The organism is Bradyrhizobium sp. LLZ17 (assembly GCF_041200145.1).
In the GTDB taxonomy this organism is placed as follows: domain Bacteria; phylum Pseudomonadota; class Alphaproteobacteria; order Rhizobiales; family Xanthobacteraceae; genus Bradyrhizobium.
On sequence record NZ_CP165734.1, the window covers coordinates 2,434,545 to 2,455,489 of the forward strand.

Sequence of the window (20,945 nt, forward strand, 5' to 3'; positions counted from 1 at the left end):
TCACTGAAATGGAATAATGCAATGACCACCCTCACCGGCGGCGAAGCGATTGTAAGCGGCCTCGTTGCCCATGGCGTCGACACCGTGTTCGGCCTGCCCGGCGCGCAGGTCTACGGCCTGTTCGACGCCTTCCACCAGGCCCAGCTCAAGGTGATCGGCGCGCGGCACGAGCAGGCTTGCGGCTACATGGCGTTCGGTTATGCGCGCTCCAGCGGCAGGCCCGGCGTGTTCAGCGTGGTGCCCGGTCCGGGCGTGCTCAACGCCAGCGCGGCGCTGCTCACCGCCTATGGATGCAACGAACCGGTGCTGTGCGTGACGGGCCAGGTGCCGACGCAGTTTCTGGGCAAGGGCCGCGGTCATCTGCACGAGATGCCGGACCAGCTCGCGACCCTGCGCACCTATGTGAAATGGGCAGACCGGATCGAAACGCCCGGCAACGCACCGACCACGGTCGCGCGCGCATTCCAGGAAATGATGTCCGGACGGCGCGGCCCCGCGTCGGTGGAAATGCCGTGGGACATCTTCACCCAGCGCGTCGACACCGCCGCCGCAAACGTGCTGGAACCGTTGCCCGCGCCGCGGCCCGATCCTGATTTGATCAGGCAGGCGGCCGCGCTCATCAGGACCAGCAAGGCGCCGATGATCTTCGTCGGCAGCGGCGCGATCGAGGCGCGCGAGGAGATCCTCGAGCTCGCCGAGACGATCGATGCGCCCGTGGTCGCCTTCCGCAGCGGCCGCGGCATCGTGTCCAACGCGCACGAGCTTGGGCTGACCATGGCGGCAGCCTACAAGCTTTGGCCGAAGACCGATTTGATGATCGCAATCGGCACCCGCGCGGAGCTGCCGGCATCGGGCTTCCGCTGGCCATATCAGCCGCAGGGGCTGAAATCCATTCGTGTCGACATCGATCCCGTCGAGATGCGCCGGCTCGCCTCCGATGTCCCCATCGTCGCCGATGCGAAGGCCGGCACGGCCGATCTCGTCGCCGCCGTGACCAAGGCCGGCTATGCAAGGACGGCTAGCCGGCGAGGTGAAATCCGCGAGGCGGCGGCGACGGCGCAAGCCGAGATCCAGCGCATCCAGCCGCAGATGGCCTATCTCAACATCCTGCGCGAGGTGTTGCCCGCGAACGCGATCGTCACCGACGAATTGTCGCAGTTCGGCTTCGCCTCCTGGTACGGGTTTCCGATCTACCAGCCGCGCACCTTCATCACCTCGGGCTATCAGGGCACGCTCGGCTCGGGCTTCCCGACCGCGCTTGGCGCCAAGGTCGCCAATCCCGACAAGCCGGTGGTGGCGATCACCGGCGACGGCGGCTTCATGTTCGGCGTGCAAGAGCTCGCCACCGCCGTGCAGTTCAACATCGGCGTGGTCACGCTGGTGTTCAACAACAACGCCTACGGCAATGTCCGCCGCGACCAGCGCGAGCGTTTCGACGGCCGCGTGGTGGCGTCCGATCTGGTCAATCCGGATTTCGTCAAGCTCGCGGAATCGTTTGGTGTGGCCGCGGCACGCGTGACCGCGCCGGAGCAGTTCAAGGCGGCGATGGAGAAGGCGCTCGCGCATGGCGGGCCGTACCTGATCTCGGTCGAGGTGCCGCGGGACTCCGAGGTGAGCCCCTGGGCGTTTATTCACCCGGCAAGGCCCTGATGTCGTTCCGGGGCGATGCGCAGCATCGAACCCGGAACCTCGAGATCCGGGTACGCGCTAAAGCGCGTCCCGGAATGACGAACGCGAACGTCACCGCGTCCTGCGGAAGGTCAAATTGATCCGCTTCCGGCCGAGCAGCGCGTGCTCGCCGTCGGCGAGTGGGGCTACGCCATGATAGGCGAGCCGGTTCGGGCCGCCCCACACCACGACGTCGCCATGGACGAGGCGGAAGCGGCGCGGCTTGTCGGTGCGCGCCATGCCGCCGAACAGAAACGTCGCAGGCAACCCGAGCGAGACCGAGACGATCGGCGCGGAGAGATCCAGCTCGTCCTTGTCCTGGTGCAGCGACAGCCGCGTGCCGGGCTCGTAGCGATTGACCAGGCACGCATCGGGCGCGAAGCCGGCAAAGCCGCCCTGCTCGGCCGCGCGGCGGGCCAGATCGCGGAGCACCGGCGGCATCTGCGGCCATGCCGCGCCGGTGCGCGGGTCGATCGGGTCGTAGCGATAGCCGGTGTGATCGGTGATCCAGCCGCGCTCGCCGCAGTTCGTCATCGCGACCGACATTTGGTAGCCGCCCGGCGTGGTCATGCGGCGGAACGGCGACTGCGCCACGATGGCGCGCACCGCTTCGATCAGCTCGTTCTCGACCGGCTTGACGAAGCCGCGCAGCAGCACCGCGCCCTCGGCGATCTCCTCGCGCGACGGCTGCGCCTCGGCAACGCTGTCGAACAGATCCGCCATCAACCGCAGCGTTTACTTGGCATCATGAAAGATCACACCCAGCGTGTGGCGCTGGCCGGACCTGACCCGGCTGACACCATGGCGCAGATTAACCCGGTAGCTGCCGCGTGTCCCCTGGACCGGGCGGTGATGCACGGCAAAGGCCACCGCATCGCCTTGCGCGAGCGGCACCACCTCGGCGCGGGACTGCATGCGCGGGCGCTGCTCGGTCAGCACGAATTCGCCGCCGGTGAAATCGCGTCCCGGCTCGGACAACAGGATCGCAACCTGGAGCGGGAACACGTGCTCGCCATAGAGGTCCTGATGCAGGCAGTTGAAATCGCCGGCGTCGTACTGCAGCAGCAATGGCGTCGGCCGGGTCTGCCCCGCCTCGTGGCAGCGCTTCAGGAATGCCATATGGGCCGCGGGATAGCGAATATCGATGCCCATCGCCTCGTTCCAGCGATTGGCAACGCCTTGCAGGTGGACGTACAGCGCGGGCCGCAACTGCGCGATCAGGTCGGGGAGCGGATAGGAGAAGTATTTGTATTCGCCGCGGCCAAAGCCATGGCGGCCCATGACGATGCGGCTGCGGAACTGCGCGTCATTCGGGTAGAGCGCGGCGACGGCGCGGCATTGGTCCGGCGTCAGCAGGCCTGTCAGGACCGCGCAGCCCTGGGAGTCGAGCTCGGCGGTGATCTTTGGCCAGTCGAGGGCATCGACGTGGGCGTCAATATCCGCTGACGCGGATTGAGCCGATTTGCGTGCTGTTGCTGTCATGGCTCTGACCTTCGCAGGACCGCCCCGTCCTCTACCACCCGATTTCCGTCTCTCTCCCCGTCATTGCGAGCGGAGCGAAGCAATCCAGAATCTCTCCGCGGAACCAGTCTGGATTGCTTCGTCGCAAGGGCTCCTCGCAATGACGCGGAGAAACTTCAGCCCAACACAGGCAGCGTGACTACCTCATACCCATGCTTGATCGTGCGCTTCAGCACCGGATCCTCCAGCTCGAAGTCGAACCGGTCCGCCGGGCGGATACCGCCCTTGGCTGCAAACGTGCCGCCGAACATGGCGCAGCCGTCGGGCAGCTTCCCGGCCTCGAACCCGCGCGCGATGAGATCGTGGACGGGTAGCATCGCGTCCAGCGTGCCCTCCTGGTAGAGCACGCGCTCGCCGTTGATGGTGGCGTAAGAGCGCAAAACCATCTTGTCCCAGTGGCCGATCACGTCCTCGAGCTCCCATAGCGTCGATGCGATCGGTTTGTCGCACATCTGCTTGGAGACGGTGACGTTGTAGGCCTCGACCTTGCGGTCGGTATGGTCGGAGCCGCAGCCGACGAAGATACGGCCCTGCCAGCCGATCAGCACGAATTCGACCTCGCCGGAGGACTCGCCGCCGCAGCATTCGATGCTGTCTTCCATGATGAGCCGCCGCGCCGAGGCGCGATAATAGATCGGCGTCGAGGCCGGCCGGGCGATGCCCATGGCCTCGAGCTCGGCGATGTGCTTGTCCCGCGCGACCGCGTCGCGGCCGGTCCAGCCGGCGATGACCATCTGGTCGATCGGCAAGGTCAGCGGCGTCGTGGTGTCTTGGGCGTCGACGGTGAAAGTCAGGTCAAACACGAATCACGGCCTCCATGCCGGCAGCTAGTTCGAAAATACGGCGGTCGGACCCGCCGCTCCCCGCCAGCATCAAGCCGACGGGAATTTCCCCCTCGCGATGGGCGGGCAGCGAGATGGCGCAGCCGTCGATCATGTTGATCAGGGTGCAATTGCGCAGCGCGCGCAGGTTCTCTTTCGTGAACGCCTTGTCGTCGGCGAGATCGGAAATCCTCGGCGGCGTGTTGGCGGTGGTCGGCAGCACCAAGGCGTCATAGGGCGCGATGCGGGCATTGACGCGCGCGATCAGCGAACGGCGCTCGTTGAGGAGATCGATATAGTCCGCCGCGCTCTGCGCCTCGCCGCGCATGATGCGCACCGAGACGCGGGGATCGTAGACGTCGCCCTTGGACGTGATGAGATAGCGGTGCCAGGCGAAGCTCTCGGCTGCCGCAAAGCCACCCTTGGCGTTCATCGGACCGATGTCGTGGAATTCCGCCATCTCGATGCGCTCGACGATGGCGCCGTGATCGGAAAGCGTCCTCAGCGCCCGCTCGAACGTCACGGCGACTTCGGCATCGACGTCGTCGAGCGCAATCGTGGTCGGCACTGCCAGGCGCATACCCTTCACCGGGCGCGGCTTCAGCGCTGTGATTGGCTCGTTCGCCAGCACTGCGTCGAGTATGGCACAGCACCTGACCGATCTCGCCAACGGTCCGATACTGTCGAGCGAGAACGACAGCGGCACCGCCCCATCCAGCGGCACGCGGCGCTGCGTCGGCTTGTAGCCGACGATGCCGTTATAAGCCGCCGGAATGCGACAGGAGCCGCCGGTGTCGGTGCCGAGCGCGCCGTGCGCCATGCCGTCGAGCACGGAGACCGCAGCGCCCGAGGACGAGCCGCCGGGTACATGTCCCTCGGTCCGGTTCCAGGCGCCCTTCGGCGTGCCATAATGCGGATTGATGCCGATGCCGGAATAGGCGAACTCGGTCATGTTGGTCCGCCCGATCACGACAAAGCCGGCCTTGCGCAGCCGCGCCACGGCCGCAGCGTCATGCTCGGCCGGCGGGGAATCGTCGAGCGCGCGGGAGCCGGCGCGAGTCACCTGCCCCCTGATGTCGAAGAGGTCCTTGATCGAGATCGGGATACCGGCATAGCGCGACGGCGCCGCCTTCACCCTGCGGAGACTGTCCATCGCATCCGCGGCGGCGAGCGCCGCGTCCTTGTCGACATGGATGAAGGCGCGCTGTCCCTCGCCAGCCGGGTCGGCGATTTTGGCAAGGCAGGCCTCGACCAGCTTGCGGGAGGTGGTGCGGCCGCTCTCGAGGTCTTCGGCGAGCTTCGCCAGTGTCGGAAAATCGGGCATGTCTGTCTCACGGAATATTTCGCGCAATCTATAGCGCCGCCTCAGTTCGACACAAGCATTGTGCGCATGATGGCATGCATGCTGACTGCTGGACCGTTGACGCGCCATAGTCAATTGTCGCATCAAGATCGAAACCGGCGGGCGTAAGGCCTAAGCTTGGAGGATTTGCCGACATGGCCGAACCGCAGCGCGCGCGACCGAAACCGACGCCGGAGACCCAGCACTTCTGGGACGGCACCAAGGCCGGCGAATTACGCCTGCAGCGCTGCGACGCCTGCGCGCATGTCTACTTTCCGCCACGGCCGTTCTGCCCGTCCTGCGCCTCGCGCAAGGTCAGCAGCTTCAAAGCGAGTGGCAAGGGTTTCCTCTACAGCTACGTGATCAACCACCGCCCTGCCGCGCCCGGTTTCACGCCGCCTTACGCCATCGCGGTCGTCGAGCTTGCCGAGGGACCGCGGATGATGAGCAACATCATCGATTGCCCGCAGACGCCGGAAGCGCTCGAGCTCGACATGAAGCTCGAGGTCGCCTTCGAGACGCTCGACGACAAGATCACTCTTCCCGTGTTCCGTCCGGCGAAGGGGTAAGCCATGCGCAGCAACCAGGTTGCCGTCGTCGGCGCGGCCGAGACCACCGAGCTCGGAATCATCCCCAACGCTTCGCAGCTCCAGCTTCATGCGGATGCGGCGCTCAATGCCATCGCCGACGCCGGACTGAAGCTGTCCGACATCGACGGCTTCGCCACAGCGGTCGAAACGCCGCAGCAGGTCTGCCACTATCTCGGCATCAAGCCGACCTGGGTGGATGGCACCTCGGTCGGCGGCTGCTCGTTCATGCTGCATGTCCGCCATGCCGCCGCGGCGATCGAGGCCGGGCTGTGCAAGACCGTGCTCATCACCCATGCCGAGAGCGGCAAGTCGATGATCGGCAAGGCGCCGCGCTCGATCCCGGTCGACAGCCTGCAGGGCCAGTTCGAGGCGCCGTTCGGCGTCTACGGCCCGCCGAGCATGTTTCCGATTCCCGTGCTGCGCTTCATGAAGACCTACGGCATCACCCATGAGCAGTTGGCCTCGGTGGCCGTTGTGCAGCGGGAATGGGCGGCGAAGAATCCGCGCGCCATGATGAAGGACCCGATCACGGTCGCCGACGTGCTCAATTCGCGCATGATCGCCTATCCGTTCCGGCTGCTGCAATGCTGCCTCGTTACCGACGGCGGCGGCGCGCTGATCCTGACCTCGGCCGACCGCGCCAAGGATTTTCCGCGCAAGCCCGTCTACATCATGGGCACCGGCGAGAGCGTGGAAACGCCGATGGTCAGCCAGATGGAGACATTCAATTCCTCGCGCGCCTTCAAGACCGCCGGCCCGCTCGCCTTCAAGGAAGCCGGCATCGCGCACAAGGACGTCGACCATCTCATGATCTACGACGCCTTTGCGCATCTGCCGCTGTTCGGGCTCGGCGACCTCGGCTTCATGCCGCACGAGGAAACCGGCAAGTTCATTGCGGACGGCAACACGCGGCTTGGCGGCAAGCTGCCGCTCAATACCAATGGTGGCGGTCTGAGCTACATGCATTCGGGCATGTACGGCATGTACGCGCTGCAAGAGAGCGTGCGGCAGATGCGAGGGATCGCGCCTGCGCAGGTGCCGAACGCGAAGATTTCGGTGTGCCACGGCGTCGGCGGCATGTTCGCGGCAAGTGGCACGATCGTGTTTACGAACGAGAGATAACGCACCGTCATTCCGGGGCGCGCGCAGCGCGAACCCGGAATCTCGAGATTCCGGGTCTGGTGCTTCGCACCATCCCGGAATGACGGGCAAAACAGGAGAACCCACATGACAAAATCACTGCAAGACAAGGTCATCATCGTCACCGGCGCAGGCCGCGGCATTGGGCGGGAGATCGCGCTGCTCTGCGCTGGTGAAGGCGCCAAGGTCGTCGTCAACGATCCCGGCGTCGCCGCCGACGGCGCCGGCACGAGCGCCACGCCCGCCGAGGAGGTGGTCGAGGAAATCAAGAAGCGCGGCGGCACTGCGGTCGCCAACTTCGAGTCGGTCGCGGAAGCAATCCCGGCGAGCAAGATCGTCAAGACCGCGACCGATCATTTCGGCCGGCTCGACGGCGTCGTCAACAATGCCGGTATCCTGCGCGACATGATCTTCCACAAGATGAGCGTGGAAGCGTTCGAGGCCGTGATCAAGGTGCATTTGATGGGCTCGTTCTACGTTTCACATGCGGCGGCGCGGATCTTCCGCGAGCAGGAGTCGGGCTCGTTCGTGCACTTCACCTCGACCTCCGGCCTGATCGGCAATTTCGGCCAGGCCAATTACGCCGCCGCCAAGCTCGGCATCGTCGGCCTGTCGAAATCGATCGCGCTCGACATGGGCCGCTTCAACGTCCGCTCCAACTGCGTGTCGCCGTTCGCCTGGACCCGCATGATCGGCACCATCCCGACCGAAACCGAAGCCGAGAAGGCGCGAGTCGAGAAGATCAAGCAGATGGGACCGGAGAAGATCGCGCCGGTCTGCGCCTATCTGCTCTCCGATGCGGCCAAGGACGTGTCCGGACAGATTTTTGGCGCGCGCATGAACGAGCTGTTCCTGTTCAGCCAGAACCGCCCGCTGCGCTCGGTGCATCGGAGCGAAGGCTGGACGCCGCAATCCATCGCAGAGCACGGCATGCCGGCGCTGAAGGGCTCGTTCTACAAGCTCGATCGCTCGGCCGACATCTTCCCCTGGGATCCGGTCTAGCCTCTTCACCTCGCCCCGCTTGCGGTGAGAGGTCGGATTGCATCGAAGATGCAATCCGGGTGAGGGGGACTCTCCGCGGGTCTCAATGTCACCGTCCTTGCGGAGACTCCCCCTCACCCCAACCCTCTCCCCGCAGGCGGCAGGGCCATCGCATATGAGGCAAATTTCTCCATGGCCATCCTTCGAAACGCCCGCCTTTGGCGGGCCCTCAGGATGAGGACCGACTGTGCGGCAGCAGTTTCAACGGGCTCCGATTGCCGCTTAGCCTCATCCTGAGGAGACCGCGAAGCGGTCGTCTCGAAGGACGAGGCGCGCGCTCACACCGCCTAAAATGCCATATGCGATTGCCCTGCCGCAGGCGGGGCGAGGGAGCACACCGCGCTTGCGAGGGACATCCCTACCCCGTATTCCGCAGGCCCGCCGAGATGCCGTTGATCGTGAGCTGGATCCCGCGCAGCACCTGTTCGTCCGGGTTCTGCGCGCGATGCTCCTCAACAGCTCGACCTGCACGTGATTGAGCGGATCGAGATAAGGGAAGCGGTGGCGCACTGAGCGCTCCAGCAGCGGATTGCCTTGCAGCAACCGGTCCTGCCCCATGATGTCGAGCAATGTCTCGATGCAGGAATGCCATTCGCGACGGATGCGGCCGAAGATTTTTTCGCGCAGGGCCTCGTCCGGCACCAGCTCGGCATAGCGCGACGCGATCGCGATCGAGCTTTTCGCCAGCACCATATCCATGTTCGACAAGAGCATCCGGAAGAACGGCCACTCCTTGTAGAGCTCCTTCAGGAACGGCATGCCCTTGTCGGGATGCTGCGCGATCCACTGCTCGACCGCGCTGCCGAAGCCGTACCAGCCCGGCAGCATCAGACGGCATTGCGCCCAGGAGAACACCCAGGGAATCGCCCGGAGATCCTCGATCGCGCGGGTCTTCTTGCGCGAGGCCGGGCGGCTGCCGATGTTCAGCGTGGCGATTTCGTTGATGACGGTCGAGGCCCAGAAATAATCGACAAAACCGTCGGTCTCGTAGACGAGGCCGCGATAGGCCTTGAAGGCGAGGTTCGACAGCTCGTCCATCGCGGTCAGATATTCGCGCCGTGGCGCGCTCTGGCGCGGATGCAACAGGCTCGCCTCCAGCGTCGCCGCCGCAAGGATCTCCAGATTGTTGCGGCCGACTTCGGCGTTGGAATACTTCGACGAGATGATCTCGCCCTGCTCGGTGATGCGGATCTGGCCGTTCACGGCGCCGCCGGGCTGCGCGATGATGGCGTCATAGCTGGGCCCGCCGCCGCGGCCGACCGAGCCGCCGCGGCCATGGAATAGCCGCAGGCGCACGTGGTGGCACTCGAACACCTCGACGAGTCCGATCTCGGCCTTGTAGAGCTCCCAGCCCGAGGTGACGAAGCCGCCATCCTTGTTGCTGTCGGAGTAGCCGAGCATGACCTCCTGCACGCTGCCGCGGCTGTCGACCAGGCGGCGGTAGTCGTGCAGCGACAGCATGCGGTCCATGATGGCCGACGATGCCTGCAAGTCTTCGATGGTCTCGAACAGCGGCACGATGTTGATGGCGCTGCGCCCCGAAGGATGGACGAGACCGACCTCCTTCAGCAGCACCGCGACCTCGAGCATGTCGGACATGCCCTTGCACATCGAGATGATGCACTGCTGGATGGCATCCGAGCCAAACTTGGCATGGGCCTCCGCGGCGGCATGGAACACGTTGAGCTCGCCCATGGTCTCGTCGCTGTACTTGACGAACTGCGAGACCAGCGAGCGCGCGCTGCGCAATTCGCTGGTCAGCAGTGAAATGCGGGCCTCCTCGCCGAGCGCGAGATAGGAAGTGCCGGGATTGGCCGCGTCCATCAGCTCGGCGATGGTGCGCTCGTGCACCGCGGAGTTCTGGCGAATGTCGAGCCGCGCCAGATGGAAACCGAAGCAATCCACCGCGCGTCGCAGCAGCCGCAGCCGGCCGCGGGCGATGACACCGGCATTGTTGGAGATCAGCGAGCGGTGCAGCACGTCGAGATCGGCTTGCAGCTCCTTGACGCTGTCATAGGGAGCGCCCTTGCCGACCGGCCGGCGCGTGATCTCGACCTCGAGCTTTTCAGCCGTGGCGGTCAGGCGCGCATAGATGCCTGACACTGCGAGACGATAAGGTTCGCCGCTGCGGTGCGGCGAGGTGTCGGGCGAGCGCTCGGCGAGCGTGCGCAGCTCCTCGGAGACGTCGGCGAGATGGGCCGCGATCGACAATTCCGAGCCGAGCACGTGCAGCTCGTTCAGATAAAACTGCATCACCCGGCTGGACTGGAGCCGCAGCGTGCCGCGCATGACGTCGGCGGTGACAAAGGGGTTGCCGTCGCGGTCGCCGCCGATCCAGCTTCCCATGCGCAGGAACGAAGCGAGTTCGCTGGCCGCCTGCGCGCCGCCCTCCTCCAGCCGATCCTCCAGCGCATTGACCAGCCGCGGCACCTCGCGGAGGAAAGTGTAATCGTAGAACGACAGGCCGTTGGCAACCTCGTCGAGCACGGTGAGCTTGGTCCGGCGCAACAGGTTGGTCTGCCACAGCGTCAGCACCTCGCGACGGAGCTGCTCGTCGCTGGCGATGGCTTCGTCCTCCGTCAGCGCGACCCGCTCGCGGCGGTCGAGCAACGCCGCGATCTCCATCTCGCGATCCATGGTGCTCTTGCGGCGGACCTCGGTCGGATGCGCGGTCAAGACCGGGCTGACCTGGGCGTCCCTGAAGAAGCGGCGCAGCTGGTCGGCCGTGAAGCCCGCCGCCTTGGCATGGGCCAGCGTTTCCGCCAGCACGCCGGAGCTGCCGGTTTTGGCGGCGCTGCGGGCGCGCATCTGGCGAATGTTGTTCTGGTCCTCGGCGATGTTGGCGAGGTGGGAGAAATAGCTGAAGGCGCGGACGATCCGCACCGTCTCGGACGTCGACATGCCGTCGAGGATCTGCTCGAGCTCGCGGCGGGCGAGCCGGTCCTCGTCGCGGTGGAAGCGGATCGAGGTTTGCCGGATGCGCTCGACCAGGTCGAACAATTCGGCGCCCTCCTGGTCGCGCACGGTGTCGCCGAGGATGCGCCCGAGCAGGCGGATGTCGTCCCGCAGCCGCGCATCGGCCTCCAGTGCCTGGACGTCCTCAGGGCGGTTGGAGCGATGGTCGGCGGTGTCGGATGGTAGTGTCTGGAGGGACATGGCTCGCTCCCCTGTTCGAGCTCGCTTGGCTGCCCGGCTCAACCGAGTGTGCGATATTTTTCTACCGCAGCGCAAGATGAACTTGGTGGCGGCGCACACATGGGCCGGCTTGGACCAATTCCTCAGCCGTCGCACTGGCAAGAGCCTCGACTATCGCTTCTTTCCGGCGCTACGCCGGCACGATCACCTTGCCGATCGGCCAGAGCGCGATGCCTGCGAGCTTCAGGTGGGCCCAGGCGAAGGGAATGCCGATGATGGTGATCGCAAGGACCACGGCGGTGACGAGATGGCCGAGCGCGAGCCACCAGCCGGCGAGCACGAGCCAGATGATATTGCCAAAGACACCGAGCGGGCCGGTGCCGATATCGCTCATGCCGGTGACCTCATAGCGGCTGACCGCCCGCGAACCGAACGGCAGCAGCGTGTAGACTGCGATGTTGAAAGCCGCACGCGCCCAGGGCAGGCCAACGATGGTGATGGCCATGATGACGGATGCGATCAGCCAGCCGAACGCCATCCAGGCGCCGCCGATGAGAATCCAGAGCAGGTTGAGCAGGATGGAAACGGGAGCCATGGCATATCCGAGGTTCGATGATCCCGTTTGTATCACAGGTGCTGCGAGATCATAGTCCATGCCGCCGGCTCCGCTCGGCGCGGAGCGTAGCGCCGACGAATCCAACATCGTCGATCCCGCGGTGGATCTCGGCTGAGAAAATCCAGAGCGTGAGTGCGACGGCGCCAATCGAGCTCAATCCGGTCACGAGGACCGGGCTCGAACAGAACGCGTCAAGAAGGTTGTCCAGTAGCGGGAGCCCGCTCGGCCAACGCGTTTCGCATTGCGCGGACGCGACAGCCCACCCGCCGAGCAATACAGCGACTGCGTTCGCGCCAGCCAGCGCAGTCACGACCGTCGCGAGCCCCTTCTTCATCGAGAGCACGACATCGACCAGCTTGACGATTGCGCCGCATGTAACGGCAACAATCATGGCCGTGCGCCATCCCGAGCTCTCCAGGAGCTGCGCCTGACCTGCCCAAATCCAGAGGCCGGCGGCGCAGAAAAGCAGAGCAAGGTTGACTTTCACCGCTTCCGGAAACTTGCAGCGAAGCGCATAGGCATTCGCCTTCTCGATGAGATCGAGCAGTGCGCAGGCGATCAGGCCGGCGGCAAAGCCGCCGAGATGCACGCCCCAGTCGATCCGTGAATTGCTGATCGCAAACGCCACGCTCAATCCGATATTGATGGCGAAGAAGTCGAATCTGAGGTTGAGCTTGCCCAAGATCCAGAGGCAGAGCAGCGCGCCGAGAATGCCCGAGGTGGCACCGGACGCGCCCACCGTCAGGTACGGGCTTGCATGGATGGCATTACCGACGATGGCGCCGAAAACCATTGCCCAGATATAGATCATCAGAAAATACGCCGGTCCGACCCGCCTCTCGACATGCCCGCCCCACAGAACGAGACACAACATGTTGGTGGTGAGGTGAATGAAGTTGACGTGAAGGAAGCCATAGGCGAACAGCCGCCAATACTCATGCTGCGGCAGTGCGCCCGAATACATTCCGCCGTAGCGAAACAGCAGCTCGGCCGGCGCCGACGAGCCGCCGCCCGATTGCAAGAGGCAGAGGCCGGAGACCAGAACCGTCGCCGTCATGACGACGTAGAGTGCGGCATGAGGGGCTTCGAAAAAGCCGGGGCTGGTGCGGTAGAGGGCCATGGGTCATCGCAAAGGAGCGTGGTGAGCACCACAACCTAGCGGAGCCGTACGAAAATTGCTACTCTTGCGTGTAGTAAACGTGTTTTGCGCGCGGCAACGCTGGCCTTGCGTCGTGTCAGATTTTCCGTCCCGCCTGCTCCCAATAGGGATCCCGCAGGCGGCGCTTGAAAATTTTTCCGGAATCTTCGCGCGGCAGCCCCGTTCGGATCTCGATGTGCTTCGGCACCTTGTAGTCGGCAAGCGAGGCCTTCAACCGCGCACGGATGCCGGCGGCCTCCAACGTGACGCCTGGCTGCGGCTCGACCACGGCCATCAGCGCCTCGCCGAACTCGGCATCGGGGATGCCGAACACCGCGCAATCCTGCACCCCGGGGACGGCGTGCAGCACGGCCTCGATCTCGGCCGGATAGATGTTGACCCCGCCCGAGATCACCATGTCGCGCTTGCGATCGCAGATGAAGACGTAGCCGTCTTCGTCGATGTAGCCGACATCGCCGGAGGTGATGAAGCCGTCCCGATCGATCTCGGCGCGCTTCTCCGGCTTGTTGTGGTAGGTGAAATCGGCCATGGCGGGCATGCGGGAATAGATCTCGCCGATTTCGCCGGCCGGCAGCACACGGCCATCCTCGCCAATGAAACGCAACTCGGCACCCGGCGAAATCCTGCCGACCGTACCGGGCTTCCGCAGAGCATCTTCCGAAGTCGCGAAGGTGACGGCGCTGGATTCGGTCGAGCCGTAAAACTCGTAGATCACCGGCCCCCACCATTCGATCATCGCGCGCTTGATGTCAGCCGGGCACGGCGCCGCGGCGTGGATGATATGGCGGAGCGAGGAGACGTCGTATTTCTTGCGAATGTTCTCCGGCAGCTTCATCAGACGGATGAACATGGTCGGCACCATGAAGATGGTGTCGATCCTGTAGCGCTCGATGAGCTCCAGAAACTCCTCGGGCTCGAAACGCGGCATCAGCACCAGCGCGCCACCAAGCTTGCCCGCGCGGATGCCGAACGAATTCGGCGCGGAATGATAGAGCGGCCCCGGCAGGATCGTGCGGGCGCCGGGCTTCAGCCCGTAGATCATCGCGCGCATGCGCTCGCCGGCTGCCGCCTGTTCCGGCGTCGGCGCGTTGCGCCGCACGCCTTTGGGGTGGCCGGTCGTGCCGGAGGTGTAGATCATGTTCATGGGCTGCGGCACCATCGGGCCCTCATAGGGCTGGTATCGCGCGAGCCAGGACTCGAAATCGATCGCGAAATCCGGCGTCGCCAGTTGAGCCGGATCGATCTTGTAGTTGGAGAGGATCTCCGGAGGCGTCGGTACGCTGAGGACCGTGACGCCCTTGAGGATCGCATCGCGCAAGCCATGCAGCATGTCGGCGTGACCGATCAGAACGGACGTGCCGGTGTCCTTGAGGATGTAGCTGATCTCCTCCGGCTTGAAGTGCCAGTTGATCGGCACGCCATAGGCCCCGAGCCGCATCGCGGCGTAGGCGGCCTCCAGGAAGGCGATGTCGTTGCGCATCAGCATGCAGACGCAGTCGCCTTGCTTGACGCCGATCCGGGCGAGGCCGCTCGCGATGCGGTCGGCGCGGTTGGCGACCTCGGTATGGTTGCGACGGCGATCTCCGGAGACGATGCCGAGGAATCGCGACGTTTCGCTCATCGTTATGATCCGATCTTCTGTCGGTTGATGTCGCCGTCATTCCGGGATGGTCCGCAGGACCAGACCCGGAATCTCGAGATTCGGGTTCGCCCTTCGGGCGCCCCGGAATGACGGAGGGACTAATCCGCAAACCTCGGCGCGCGCTTTTCGAGATTGGCACGCACCGCTTCGGTCTGGTTCGCGCTGCCGATCAGCTTCTGCTGCTCGACAGATTCGGCGAGCAGCGCCGGGCCCGGATCGACCGAGAGATTGTTCAGCATCCGCTTGGCGGCGCGGATCGCGTCAGGGCTTTTTCCGGCGATGTCGCGCGCGGCTTCGAGCGCAGCGGCGCGCGGATCGTCGCAGATGCGCGTGGCGAGGCCGAAAGCCATCGCCTCCTGCGCCGAGAAGATGCGGCCGGTGTAAGTGAGATCGCGCAGGATGTCGTCGCGCACCAGGGATGCCAGGATCGGCGTGCCCGCCATATCGGGCACGAGGCCCCATTTGATCTCCATCACCGACATCCGCGCATCCGGTGCGAGAAAGCGCATGTCGGCGCCGAGCGCGAGCTGAAAGCCGCCGCCGAAGGCGACGCCCTGGATCGCGGCGATGACAGGCATCGGAAGCTGCCGCCAGCCCCACACCGCGGCTTGCGCAAAATTCGCCTGGCCGTGGGTGCGCTTGGTGAGGTCGCGATTTTCGCCACCCGGAATTCCGTTGCCGCCCTTCTCCTTCATCGCGGCAAAGCGTCCCATGTCGAGACCGGCGCAGAACGCGCGGCCCTCGCCGGACAACACGACGGCGCGCACGCCTTTTTCCTTTGAAAGCCGCTCGGTTGCGGCGACAAGGGCCTCAAACATCGCTTGATCGAGCGCATTCATCTTGTCTGCCCGCACCAGGCGAACATCGGCGACGCCTTCAGAGATCGAGATCGCGACGCGCTCTTCCATGGATGAATTCTCCCCTGTTCTTGTTCAGTGCCGCTTTACAGGAAGACGGCGGCCGGATTTAGTCAATCGACCAATTAACTGACAATGCCTGCGGAGGAAACAGCCATGTTCAAGGAAAATCTTCTGGCCGGCCGCAACATCCTGGTCACCGGCGGCGGCACCGGGCTCGGCAAGGCAATGGCGGCGCGCTTTCTTCAGCTCGGCGCCGAGGTGCACATCTGCGGCCGGCGCAAGATCGTCTGCGACGAGACCGCGACCGAGCTGATGGATGAGTATGGCGGCCGGGTCACCAGCCACGGCGTCGACATCCGCAACGCACTCGCGGTGGACGAGATGGTCGACAACATTTTTCGCGAGGCGCCGCTGACCGACCTCATCAACAATGCCGCCGGCAATTTCATCTCGCGCAGCGAGGAGCTTTCGCCGCGCGGTTTCGATGCCGTCGCCAACATCGTCATGCACGGTACGTTTTACGTCACGCATGCGGTGGGCAAGCGCTGGATCGCAGCGAAGCAGCCCGGCAACGTCGTCTCGATCACCACGACCTGGGTGCGCAACGGCTCGCCCTATGTGGTGCCGTCGGCGATGAGCAAGTCGGCGATCCACGCGATGACGATGTCGCTCGCAGCCGAATGGGGCCGATACGGCATCCGGCTGAACACGATCGCGCCGGGCGAAATCCCGACCGAGGGCATGAGCAAGCGCATCAAGCCGGGCGACGAGGCCGGCGCGCGCACCAAGGCGATGAACCCGATGGGCCGCGTCGGGACGATGGAGGAGTTGCAGAACGTTGCCGTGTTCCTGGTTTCCGGCGGCTGCGACTGGATCTCCGGCGAGACCATCGCCATGGACGGCGCCCAGGCGCTGGCCATGGGCGGCAATTTCTACCAGCTCCGCGACTGGAGCGACGACGACTGGAAAACCGCCCGCGAGAGCATCATGGCGCAGAACGAGAAGGACCGGGCGAAGCGGGGATAGTCTCTTTGCAACGTAAGGCGTGAAGACGTCGCTCCACACTCCGTCGTCGTCCCGGCCTAGTGCGCAATTGCGCACGGGGGCCGGGACCCATACCCACCGAATGTAGTTTGGCGAAGATTGGCCATGACCGGTCTTCGCCAAATTGCGTCTTGTGGCTATGGGTCCCGGCCTTCGCCGGGACGACGCGTGAGAGAGACGCCCCCCTCCACCATCTTGTCTTCACCCGCGGATGACGCCACACTCTGCGGCATAACAACAGACGTCACGGGAGAGACATGTCCAGCTCACAGCCATTGGCTGACCTCGCCGAGATGGTGCGCGAGCGCGCGAACAGCCGCGGCAACGCCATTGCCTTTGAGTTCGAGGGCCGCATCACCAGCTTTGCCGAATTCCACGTCAACACCAACAAGGTCGCCAGCGCACTGATCGCGATGGGTGTAACGAAGGGCGAACGCATCGCCTATCTCGGCAAGAACAGCGACATCTATTTCGAGCTGCTGATGGGCGCGATGAAGGCCGGCGCGGTGATGGCGCCGGTGAACTGGCGGCTCGCCGGGCCCGAGGTCGCCTTCATCGTCAGCGACTGCAAGGCACCGGTGCTGTTCGTGGGACCGGAGTTCATCGCACTCGTCCGTCAGATCAAGGACAAGCTGCCGAGCGTGCGCGCCGTCATCACCACTGAAGGCGGCGCTCCGGAATGGCAAGATTTTGCCGCCTGGCGTGACGCGCAGAGCGGCGACGACCCGAAAGTGCCGATCGACACCCGGGACATCGCGATCCAGCTCTATACATCAGGCACCACCGGCAAGCCGAAAGGCGCCATGCTGTCGCATGCGAACTTCCTCAACCTGGTGCAGACCGGCAACGCGGAGGACAAGCCGGAGTGGAATCGGTGGTCGACCGACGATGTGTCGCTCGTGGCGATGCCGATCTTCCACATCGGCGGCTCCGGCTGGGGCGTCATGGGCCTCTATCACGGCGCCCGCGGCGTGATCGCGCGCGAGTTCGATCCGACCAAGGTGCTCGATTTCTTCGAGCAGTCCGGCATCACAAAGCTGTTCATGGTGCCGGCGGCGATGCAGTTCGTGGTGCGGCAGCCGCGCGCGAAGACGGTCGATTTCTCGCGGCTGAAATACATGCTGTACGGCGCCTCGCCCATTCCCGCTGCGCTGCTGAAGGAATGCATCGAAATTTTTAAATGCGGCTTCGTGCAGATGTACGGCATGACCGAGACCACCGGCACCATCGTCGCACTGCCGCCGGAGGATCACGTCGAGGGGCTGGAGCGGATGCGCTCGGCCGGCAAGGCGCTGCCGGGCGTCGAGATCGCGATCCTCGATGTCGACGGCACACCGCTGCCGCCGCGTCAGGTCGGGGAGATCGCGACGCGCTCGGGCTCGAACATGGCCGGATACTGGAACCTGCCGGAGGCGACCGCCGCGACGCTGCGCGCCGACGGCTGGCTGCGCACCGGCGATGCCGGTTACCTGGACGAGGACGGCTACCTCTACATCCACGACCGCATCAAGGACATGATCATCTCCGGCGGCGAGAACATCTACCCGGCCGAGGTCGAGAGCGCGCTGTGCGATCATCCTGACGTGGCGGAGGCCGCCGTGATCGGCGTCCCCGACGACAAGTGGGGCGAGGCGGTGAAGGCCGTCGTGGTGATGAAGCCCGGCAGGCAGGCAACCGCAACCGACATCATCAACTTCACCCGCGAGCGCATCGCCGGCTTCAAGACGCCGAAGAGCGTGGAGTTTCTGCCGGCGCTGCCGCGCAATCCGTCAGGCAAGATTTTGCGGCGGCAGTTGCGCGAGCCGTATTGGGCGGGGAAGGACCGAAGGGTGAATTAGCGCCACTCCAGCCACATCGTCGTCCCGGCGAAGGCCGGGACCCATAACCACCGAACGCAGTTTGGCGAAGGCTGGCAACTACCAGCTCAGCCCAAACCCCTCCCTGGGGTTATGGGTCCCGGCCTTCGCCGGGACGACCCCGGGGGAGAGACCGCGCGTAACACCCTAATGCTTCCCCGGCCCCATATACCCAAACAAGAATCCCGCCACCTTGCGCATCTGGATTTCCTCGCTGCCCTCCGTGATGCGATAGCGGCGGTGATGGCGGTAGATGTGCTCGAACGGCTTGTGGCGTGAGTAACCCATGCCGCCATGGACCTGCATGGCGCGGTCGGCGGATTCGCAAGCGAGGCGGTTTGCCCAGTAGTTGCACATCGAGACGCGGTCGGAGAGCGTGCGCTCGATCTGCTCCTCGTTGAGCTTGTCCATTTCCCAGGCGGTCTTGCGGATCAGGAGCCGCAGCATCTCGGCCTGCGTCGCAAGCTCCACCAGCGGGAACTGGATCGCCTGGTTCTCGGCGAGCGCCTTGCCGAACGGCTTTCGCGCGCGGGCGTATTTGACGCTTTCGTCGATGCAGTAGACGGCGGCGCCGAGCGAGCTCGCCGCCTGGCGGATGCGGTTCTGGTGGACGAAACATTGCGCCAGCGACAGGCCACGGCCGACCTCGCCGAACAGCGCATCCTCCGCCACGAACACGTCGGTAAAACTGACGCGGGGATGATCGGTCGGCATGTTGAAGGTCCACATATACTCTTCGATCTTCACGCCGTGACTCTTGGCCGGCACCAGGAAACAGGTAATGCCGCGGGCATCGCCGTCATTGCCGCTGGTGCGCGCGAACAGCGCGCAATGCGTGGCGACGTGCATGCCGGTGGTCCACATCTTCTCACCGTTGATGACCCAGCCCTTGACGTTGTCGCGGGTCGCCGGCACCGCGCGCGTCTCCATGTGGGTGGCGTCCGAGCCGTGATGCGGCTCGGTCAATCCAAACGTAATGCGGTACTTGCCCTTGATCGAGCCGTCGATCATCGCCTTCTGGTCGTCACGCCCGTAGCGGTCGAGCATGGTGGCGACCGGGAAATTGCCGACGATGGAGTGCTCGTTCTGGAGATCGTTGTGCAGGCCGAGGCCTTTTGCGGCAAAATGCTCGCGGATCACGGCCATCCAGAGGTTGGAGCCGTCCTTGCCGCCATATTGCTTCGGCACAGGAAAGCGCAGGTGCCCGGCAGCGTCCGCGAGATCCTTGGCCCTGCGCAGCAGCGCTTCCCATTCGTGGCGCGGCAAGCCGCCGTTCTCGAAATCGGTGCGCGCCCATTCGCGGCGATGGTCGAAGAAACGGATGTTGTCGTCGGCCTGTTCCAGCGGCTTGATCTCGCGGTCGATGAAACGGTCGAGCTCCCCGAGATAGGCGACGAGATCGGCAGGCAATGAGAAATCCACGAGTCTCTCCCGGAACGATTTTATCGTTTTGCGTTAAGGCGCTATGCGGCGCGTCTGCTTCGCGCGATTAAGGTGAGAAGAGCGTGCGCAAGTCAAGCAATCCGAGGCGCGCGAAGCACGCAAGGCGCATTGCGCAATTCGATGGTGTTGCAGCGCTGACGCGCGCTAGTATGGCGTCAATATGCCTTCACGAGAAAATGCGGGAGCGACCATGGAGCTGAAATTTTCGAAGGTGGACCGCAAGGGGCCGATCACGATCGTCACGCTGTCGCGGCCCGAGGTGTACAACGCGCTGCACACCGATGCGCATTTCGAGCTCCAAAGAGTGTTTGACGATTTCTCCGCGGACCCTGCGCAATGGGTCGCGGTCGTCACCGGCGCCGGCGACAAGGCGTTCTGCGCCGGCAACGATTTGAAGTGGCAGGCGGCCGGGGGAAAACGCGGCTGGGACAAGGGCGGCTTTGCCGGCCTCACCGCGCGCTTCGACTGCGACAAGCCGATCATCGCCGCCGTCAACGGCGTCGCGATGGGCGGCGGCTTCGAGATTGCGCTCGCCTGCGACCTGATCATTGCGTCCGAGAATGCGACCTTCGCGCTGCCCGAGCCGCGCGTCGGTCTTGCCGCGCTCGCCGGCGGTCTGCACCGCCTGCCGCGGCAGATTGGTTTGAAGCGCGCCATGGGCATGATCCTCACCGCGCGTCATGTCAGCGCCAAGGAAGGTTTTGAGCTCGGCTTCGTCAACGAAGTGGTGCCGCAGGGCGAAGCGCTCACGGGCGCATTGCGCTGGGCCGAGATGATCACCAAGAACTCGCCGATGTCGATCCGCGCGTCGAAGCAGACCATTCAGAAAGGGCTCGGCGTGTCGCTCGAGCAGGCGATCGCGGAGCAGAGGGACTATCCGGCGGTGAAGGCGATGGTGGCCTCGCAGGATTACATCGAGGGCCCGAAGGCGTTTTCGGAGAAGCGGCCGCCGAACTGGGCGGGGAAGTAGGAAGGTGTCTCCCCTCGTCATTGCGAGCGCAGCGAAGCAATCCAGACTGTCTCCGCGGCAATACCCTGGATTGCTTCGTCGCAAGGGCTCCTCGCAA

16 protein-coding genes and 1 pseudogene are annotated in these 20,945 nt (G+C 64.7%); 7 read left to right on the top strand and 10 right to left on the bottom strand.

The window, feature by feature from the left end:
* Positions 1-21: 21 nt before the first annotated feature.
* Positions 22-1,650: a thiamine pyrophosphate-dependent enzyme gene (locus AB8Z38_RS12080; protein WP_369725293.1), complete on the top strand. Its 1,629-nt coding sequence runs from the start codon at positions 22-24 to the stop codon at positions 1,648-1,650.
* A 90-nt stretch (positions 1,651-1,740) separates the two neighbouring features.
* Here the strand turns inward: AB8Z38_RS12080 and alkB are convergent, their stop codons facing one another.
* From alkB to AB8Z38_RS12100, 4 genes are all read right to left on the bottom strand, one after another.
* The gene (gene alkB / locus AB8Z38_RS12085; RefSeq protein WP_369725295.1) at positions 1,741-2,394 is read right to left on the bottom strand and encodes a DNA oxidative demethylase AlkB; all 654 of its coding nucleotides are present in this window, start codon (positions 2,392-2,394) and stop codon (positions 1,741-1,743) included.
* Positions 2,395-2,403: 9 nt separating this feature from the next.
* Positions 2,404-3,150: a 2OG-Fe(II) oxygenase gene (locus AB8Z38_RS12090; protein WP_369725297.1), complete on the bottom strand. Its 747-nt coding sequence runs from the start codon at positions 3,148-3,150 to the stop codon at positions 2,404-2,406.
* A gap of 155 nt (positions 3,151-3,305) precedes the next feature.
* Complete coding sequence (locus AB8Z38_RS12095) at positions 3,306-3,992, bottom strand: DUF2848 domain-containing protein (RefSeq protein WP_369725298.1); 687 nt, start codon at positions 3,990-3,992, stop codon at positions 3,306-3,308.
* Complete coding sequence (locus AB8Z38_RS12100) at positions 3,985-5,334, bottom strand: amidase (RefSeq protein ID WP_369725300.1); 1,350 nt, start codon at positions 5,332-5,334, stop codon at positions 3,985-3,987. The genes AB8Z38_RS12095 and AB8Z38_RS12100 overlap by 8 nt, the downstream gene beginning before the upstream one ends.
* A gap of 173 nt (positions 5,335-5,507) precedes the next feature.
* On the opposite strand from AB8Z38_RS12100, the gene AB8Z38_RS12105 reads away from it, so the two are divergent.
* The 3 genes from AB8Z38_RS12105 (at position 5,508) to AB8Z38_RS12115 (ending at position 8,084) form a co-directional block, all read left to right on the top strand.
* Positions 5,508-5,921 (top strand): Zn-ribbon domain-containing OB-fold protein, encoded by a 414-nt coding sequence (locus tag AB8Z38_RS12105; RefSeq protein WP_369725302.1) that lies wholly within the window; start codon positions 5,508-5,510, stop codon positions 5,919-5,921.
* Between the two features lie 3 nt (positions 5,922-5,924).
* Positions 5,925-7,064 carry a thiolase gene (locus AB8Z38_RS12110; protein WP_369725304.1) on the top strand — a complete coding sequence of 380 codons (1,140 nt, stop codon included), beginning with the start codon at positions 5,925-5,927 and terminating at the stop codon, positions 7,062-7,064.
* Positions 7,065-7,169: 105 nt separating this feature from the next.
* On the top strand, positions 7,170-8,084 hold the full coding sequence (locus AB8Z38_RS12115) for an SDR family oxidoreductase (RefSeq protein WP_027516818.1): 915 nt from the start codon (positions 7,170-7,172) through the stop codon (positions 8,082-8,084).
* Positions 8,085-8,481: 397 nt separating this feature from the next.
* Here the strand turns inward: AB8Z38_RS12115 and ppc are convergent.
* The 5 genes and pseudogenes from ppc to AB8Z38_RS12140 form a co-directional block, all read right to left on the bottom strand.
* Positions 8,482-11,147: pseudogene (gene ppc / locus AB8Z38_RS12120) on the bottom strand (phosphoenolpyruvate carboxylase).
* Positions 11,148-11,448: 301 nt separating this feature from the next.
* Positions 11,449-11,853 carry a YccF domain-containing protein gene (locus AB8Z38_RS12125; protein ID WP_369725306.1) on the bottom strand — a complete coding sequence of 135 codons (405 nt, stop codon included), beginning with the start codon at positions 11,851-11,853 and terminating at the stop codon, positions 11,449-11,451.
* Between the two features lie 49 nt (positions 11,854-11,902).
* Entirely contained in the window at positions 11,903-12,994 is a 1,092-nt protein-coding gene (locus AB8Z38_RS12130) for a rhomboid family intramembrane serine protease (protein WP_369725308.1), read from the bottom strand.
* A gap of 115 nt (positions 12,995-13,109) precedes the next feature.
* Entirely contained in the window at positions 13,110-14,654 is a 1,545-nt protein-coding gene (locus tag AB8Z38_RS12135; protein WP_369725310.1) for an acyl-CoA synthetase, read from the bottom strand.
* Between the two features lie 119 nt (positions 14,655-14,773).
* Entirely contained in the window at positions 14,774-15,583 is an 810-nt protein-coding gene (locus AB8Z38_RS12140; protein WP_369725311.1) for a crotonase/enoyl-CoA hydratase family protein, read from the bottom strand.
* Positions 15,584-15,688: 105 nt separating this feature from the next.
* Between AB8Z38_RS12140 and AB8Z38_RS12145 the strand changes: the two genes are divergently transcribed.
* The gene (locus tag AB8Z38_RS12145) at positions 15,689-16,561 is read left to right on the top strand and encodes an SDR family oxidoreductase (protein WP_369725312.1); all 873 of its coding nucleotides are present in this window, start codon (positions 15,689-15,691) and stop codon (positions 16,559-16,561) included.
* 275 nt (positions 16,562-16,836) lie between these two features.
* Entirely contained in the window at positions 16,837-18,417 is a 1,581-nt protein-coding gene (locus AB8Z38_RS12150) for a fatty acid--CoA ligase (protein WP_369725314.1), read from the top strand.
* Positions 18,418-18,582: 165 nt separating this feature from the next.
* Here AB8Z38_RS12150 and AB8Z38_RS12155 read toward each other — a convergent pair whose 3' ends face one another.
* On the bottom strand, positions 18,583-19,857 hold the full coding sequence (locus AB8Z38_RS12155; RefSeq protein ID WP_369725315.1) for an acyl-CoA dehydrogenase family protein: 1,275 nt from the start codon (positions 19,855-19,857) through the stop codon (positions 18,583-18,585).
* A 211-nt stretch (positions 19,858-20,068) separates the two neighbouring features.
* Between AB8Z38_RS12155 and AB8Z38_RS12160 the strand changes: the two genes are divergently transcribed.
* Positions 20,069-20,848: an enoyl-CoA hydratase-related protein gene (locus AB8Z38_RS12160; RefSeq protein ID WP_369725317.1), complete on the top strand. Its 780-nt coding sequence runs from the start codon at positions 20,069-20,071 to the stop codon at positions 20,846-20,848.
* The last annotated feature ends 97 nt before the right edge of the window (positions 20,849-20,945 follow it).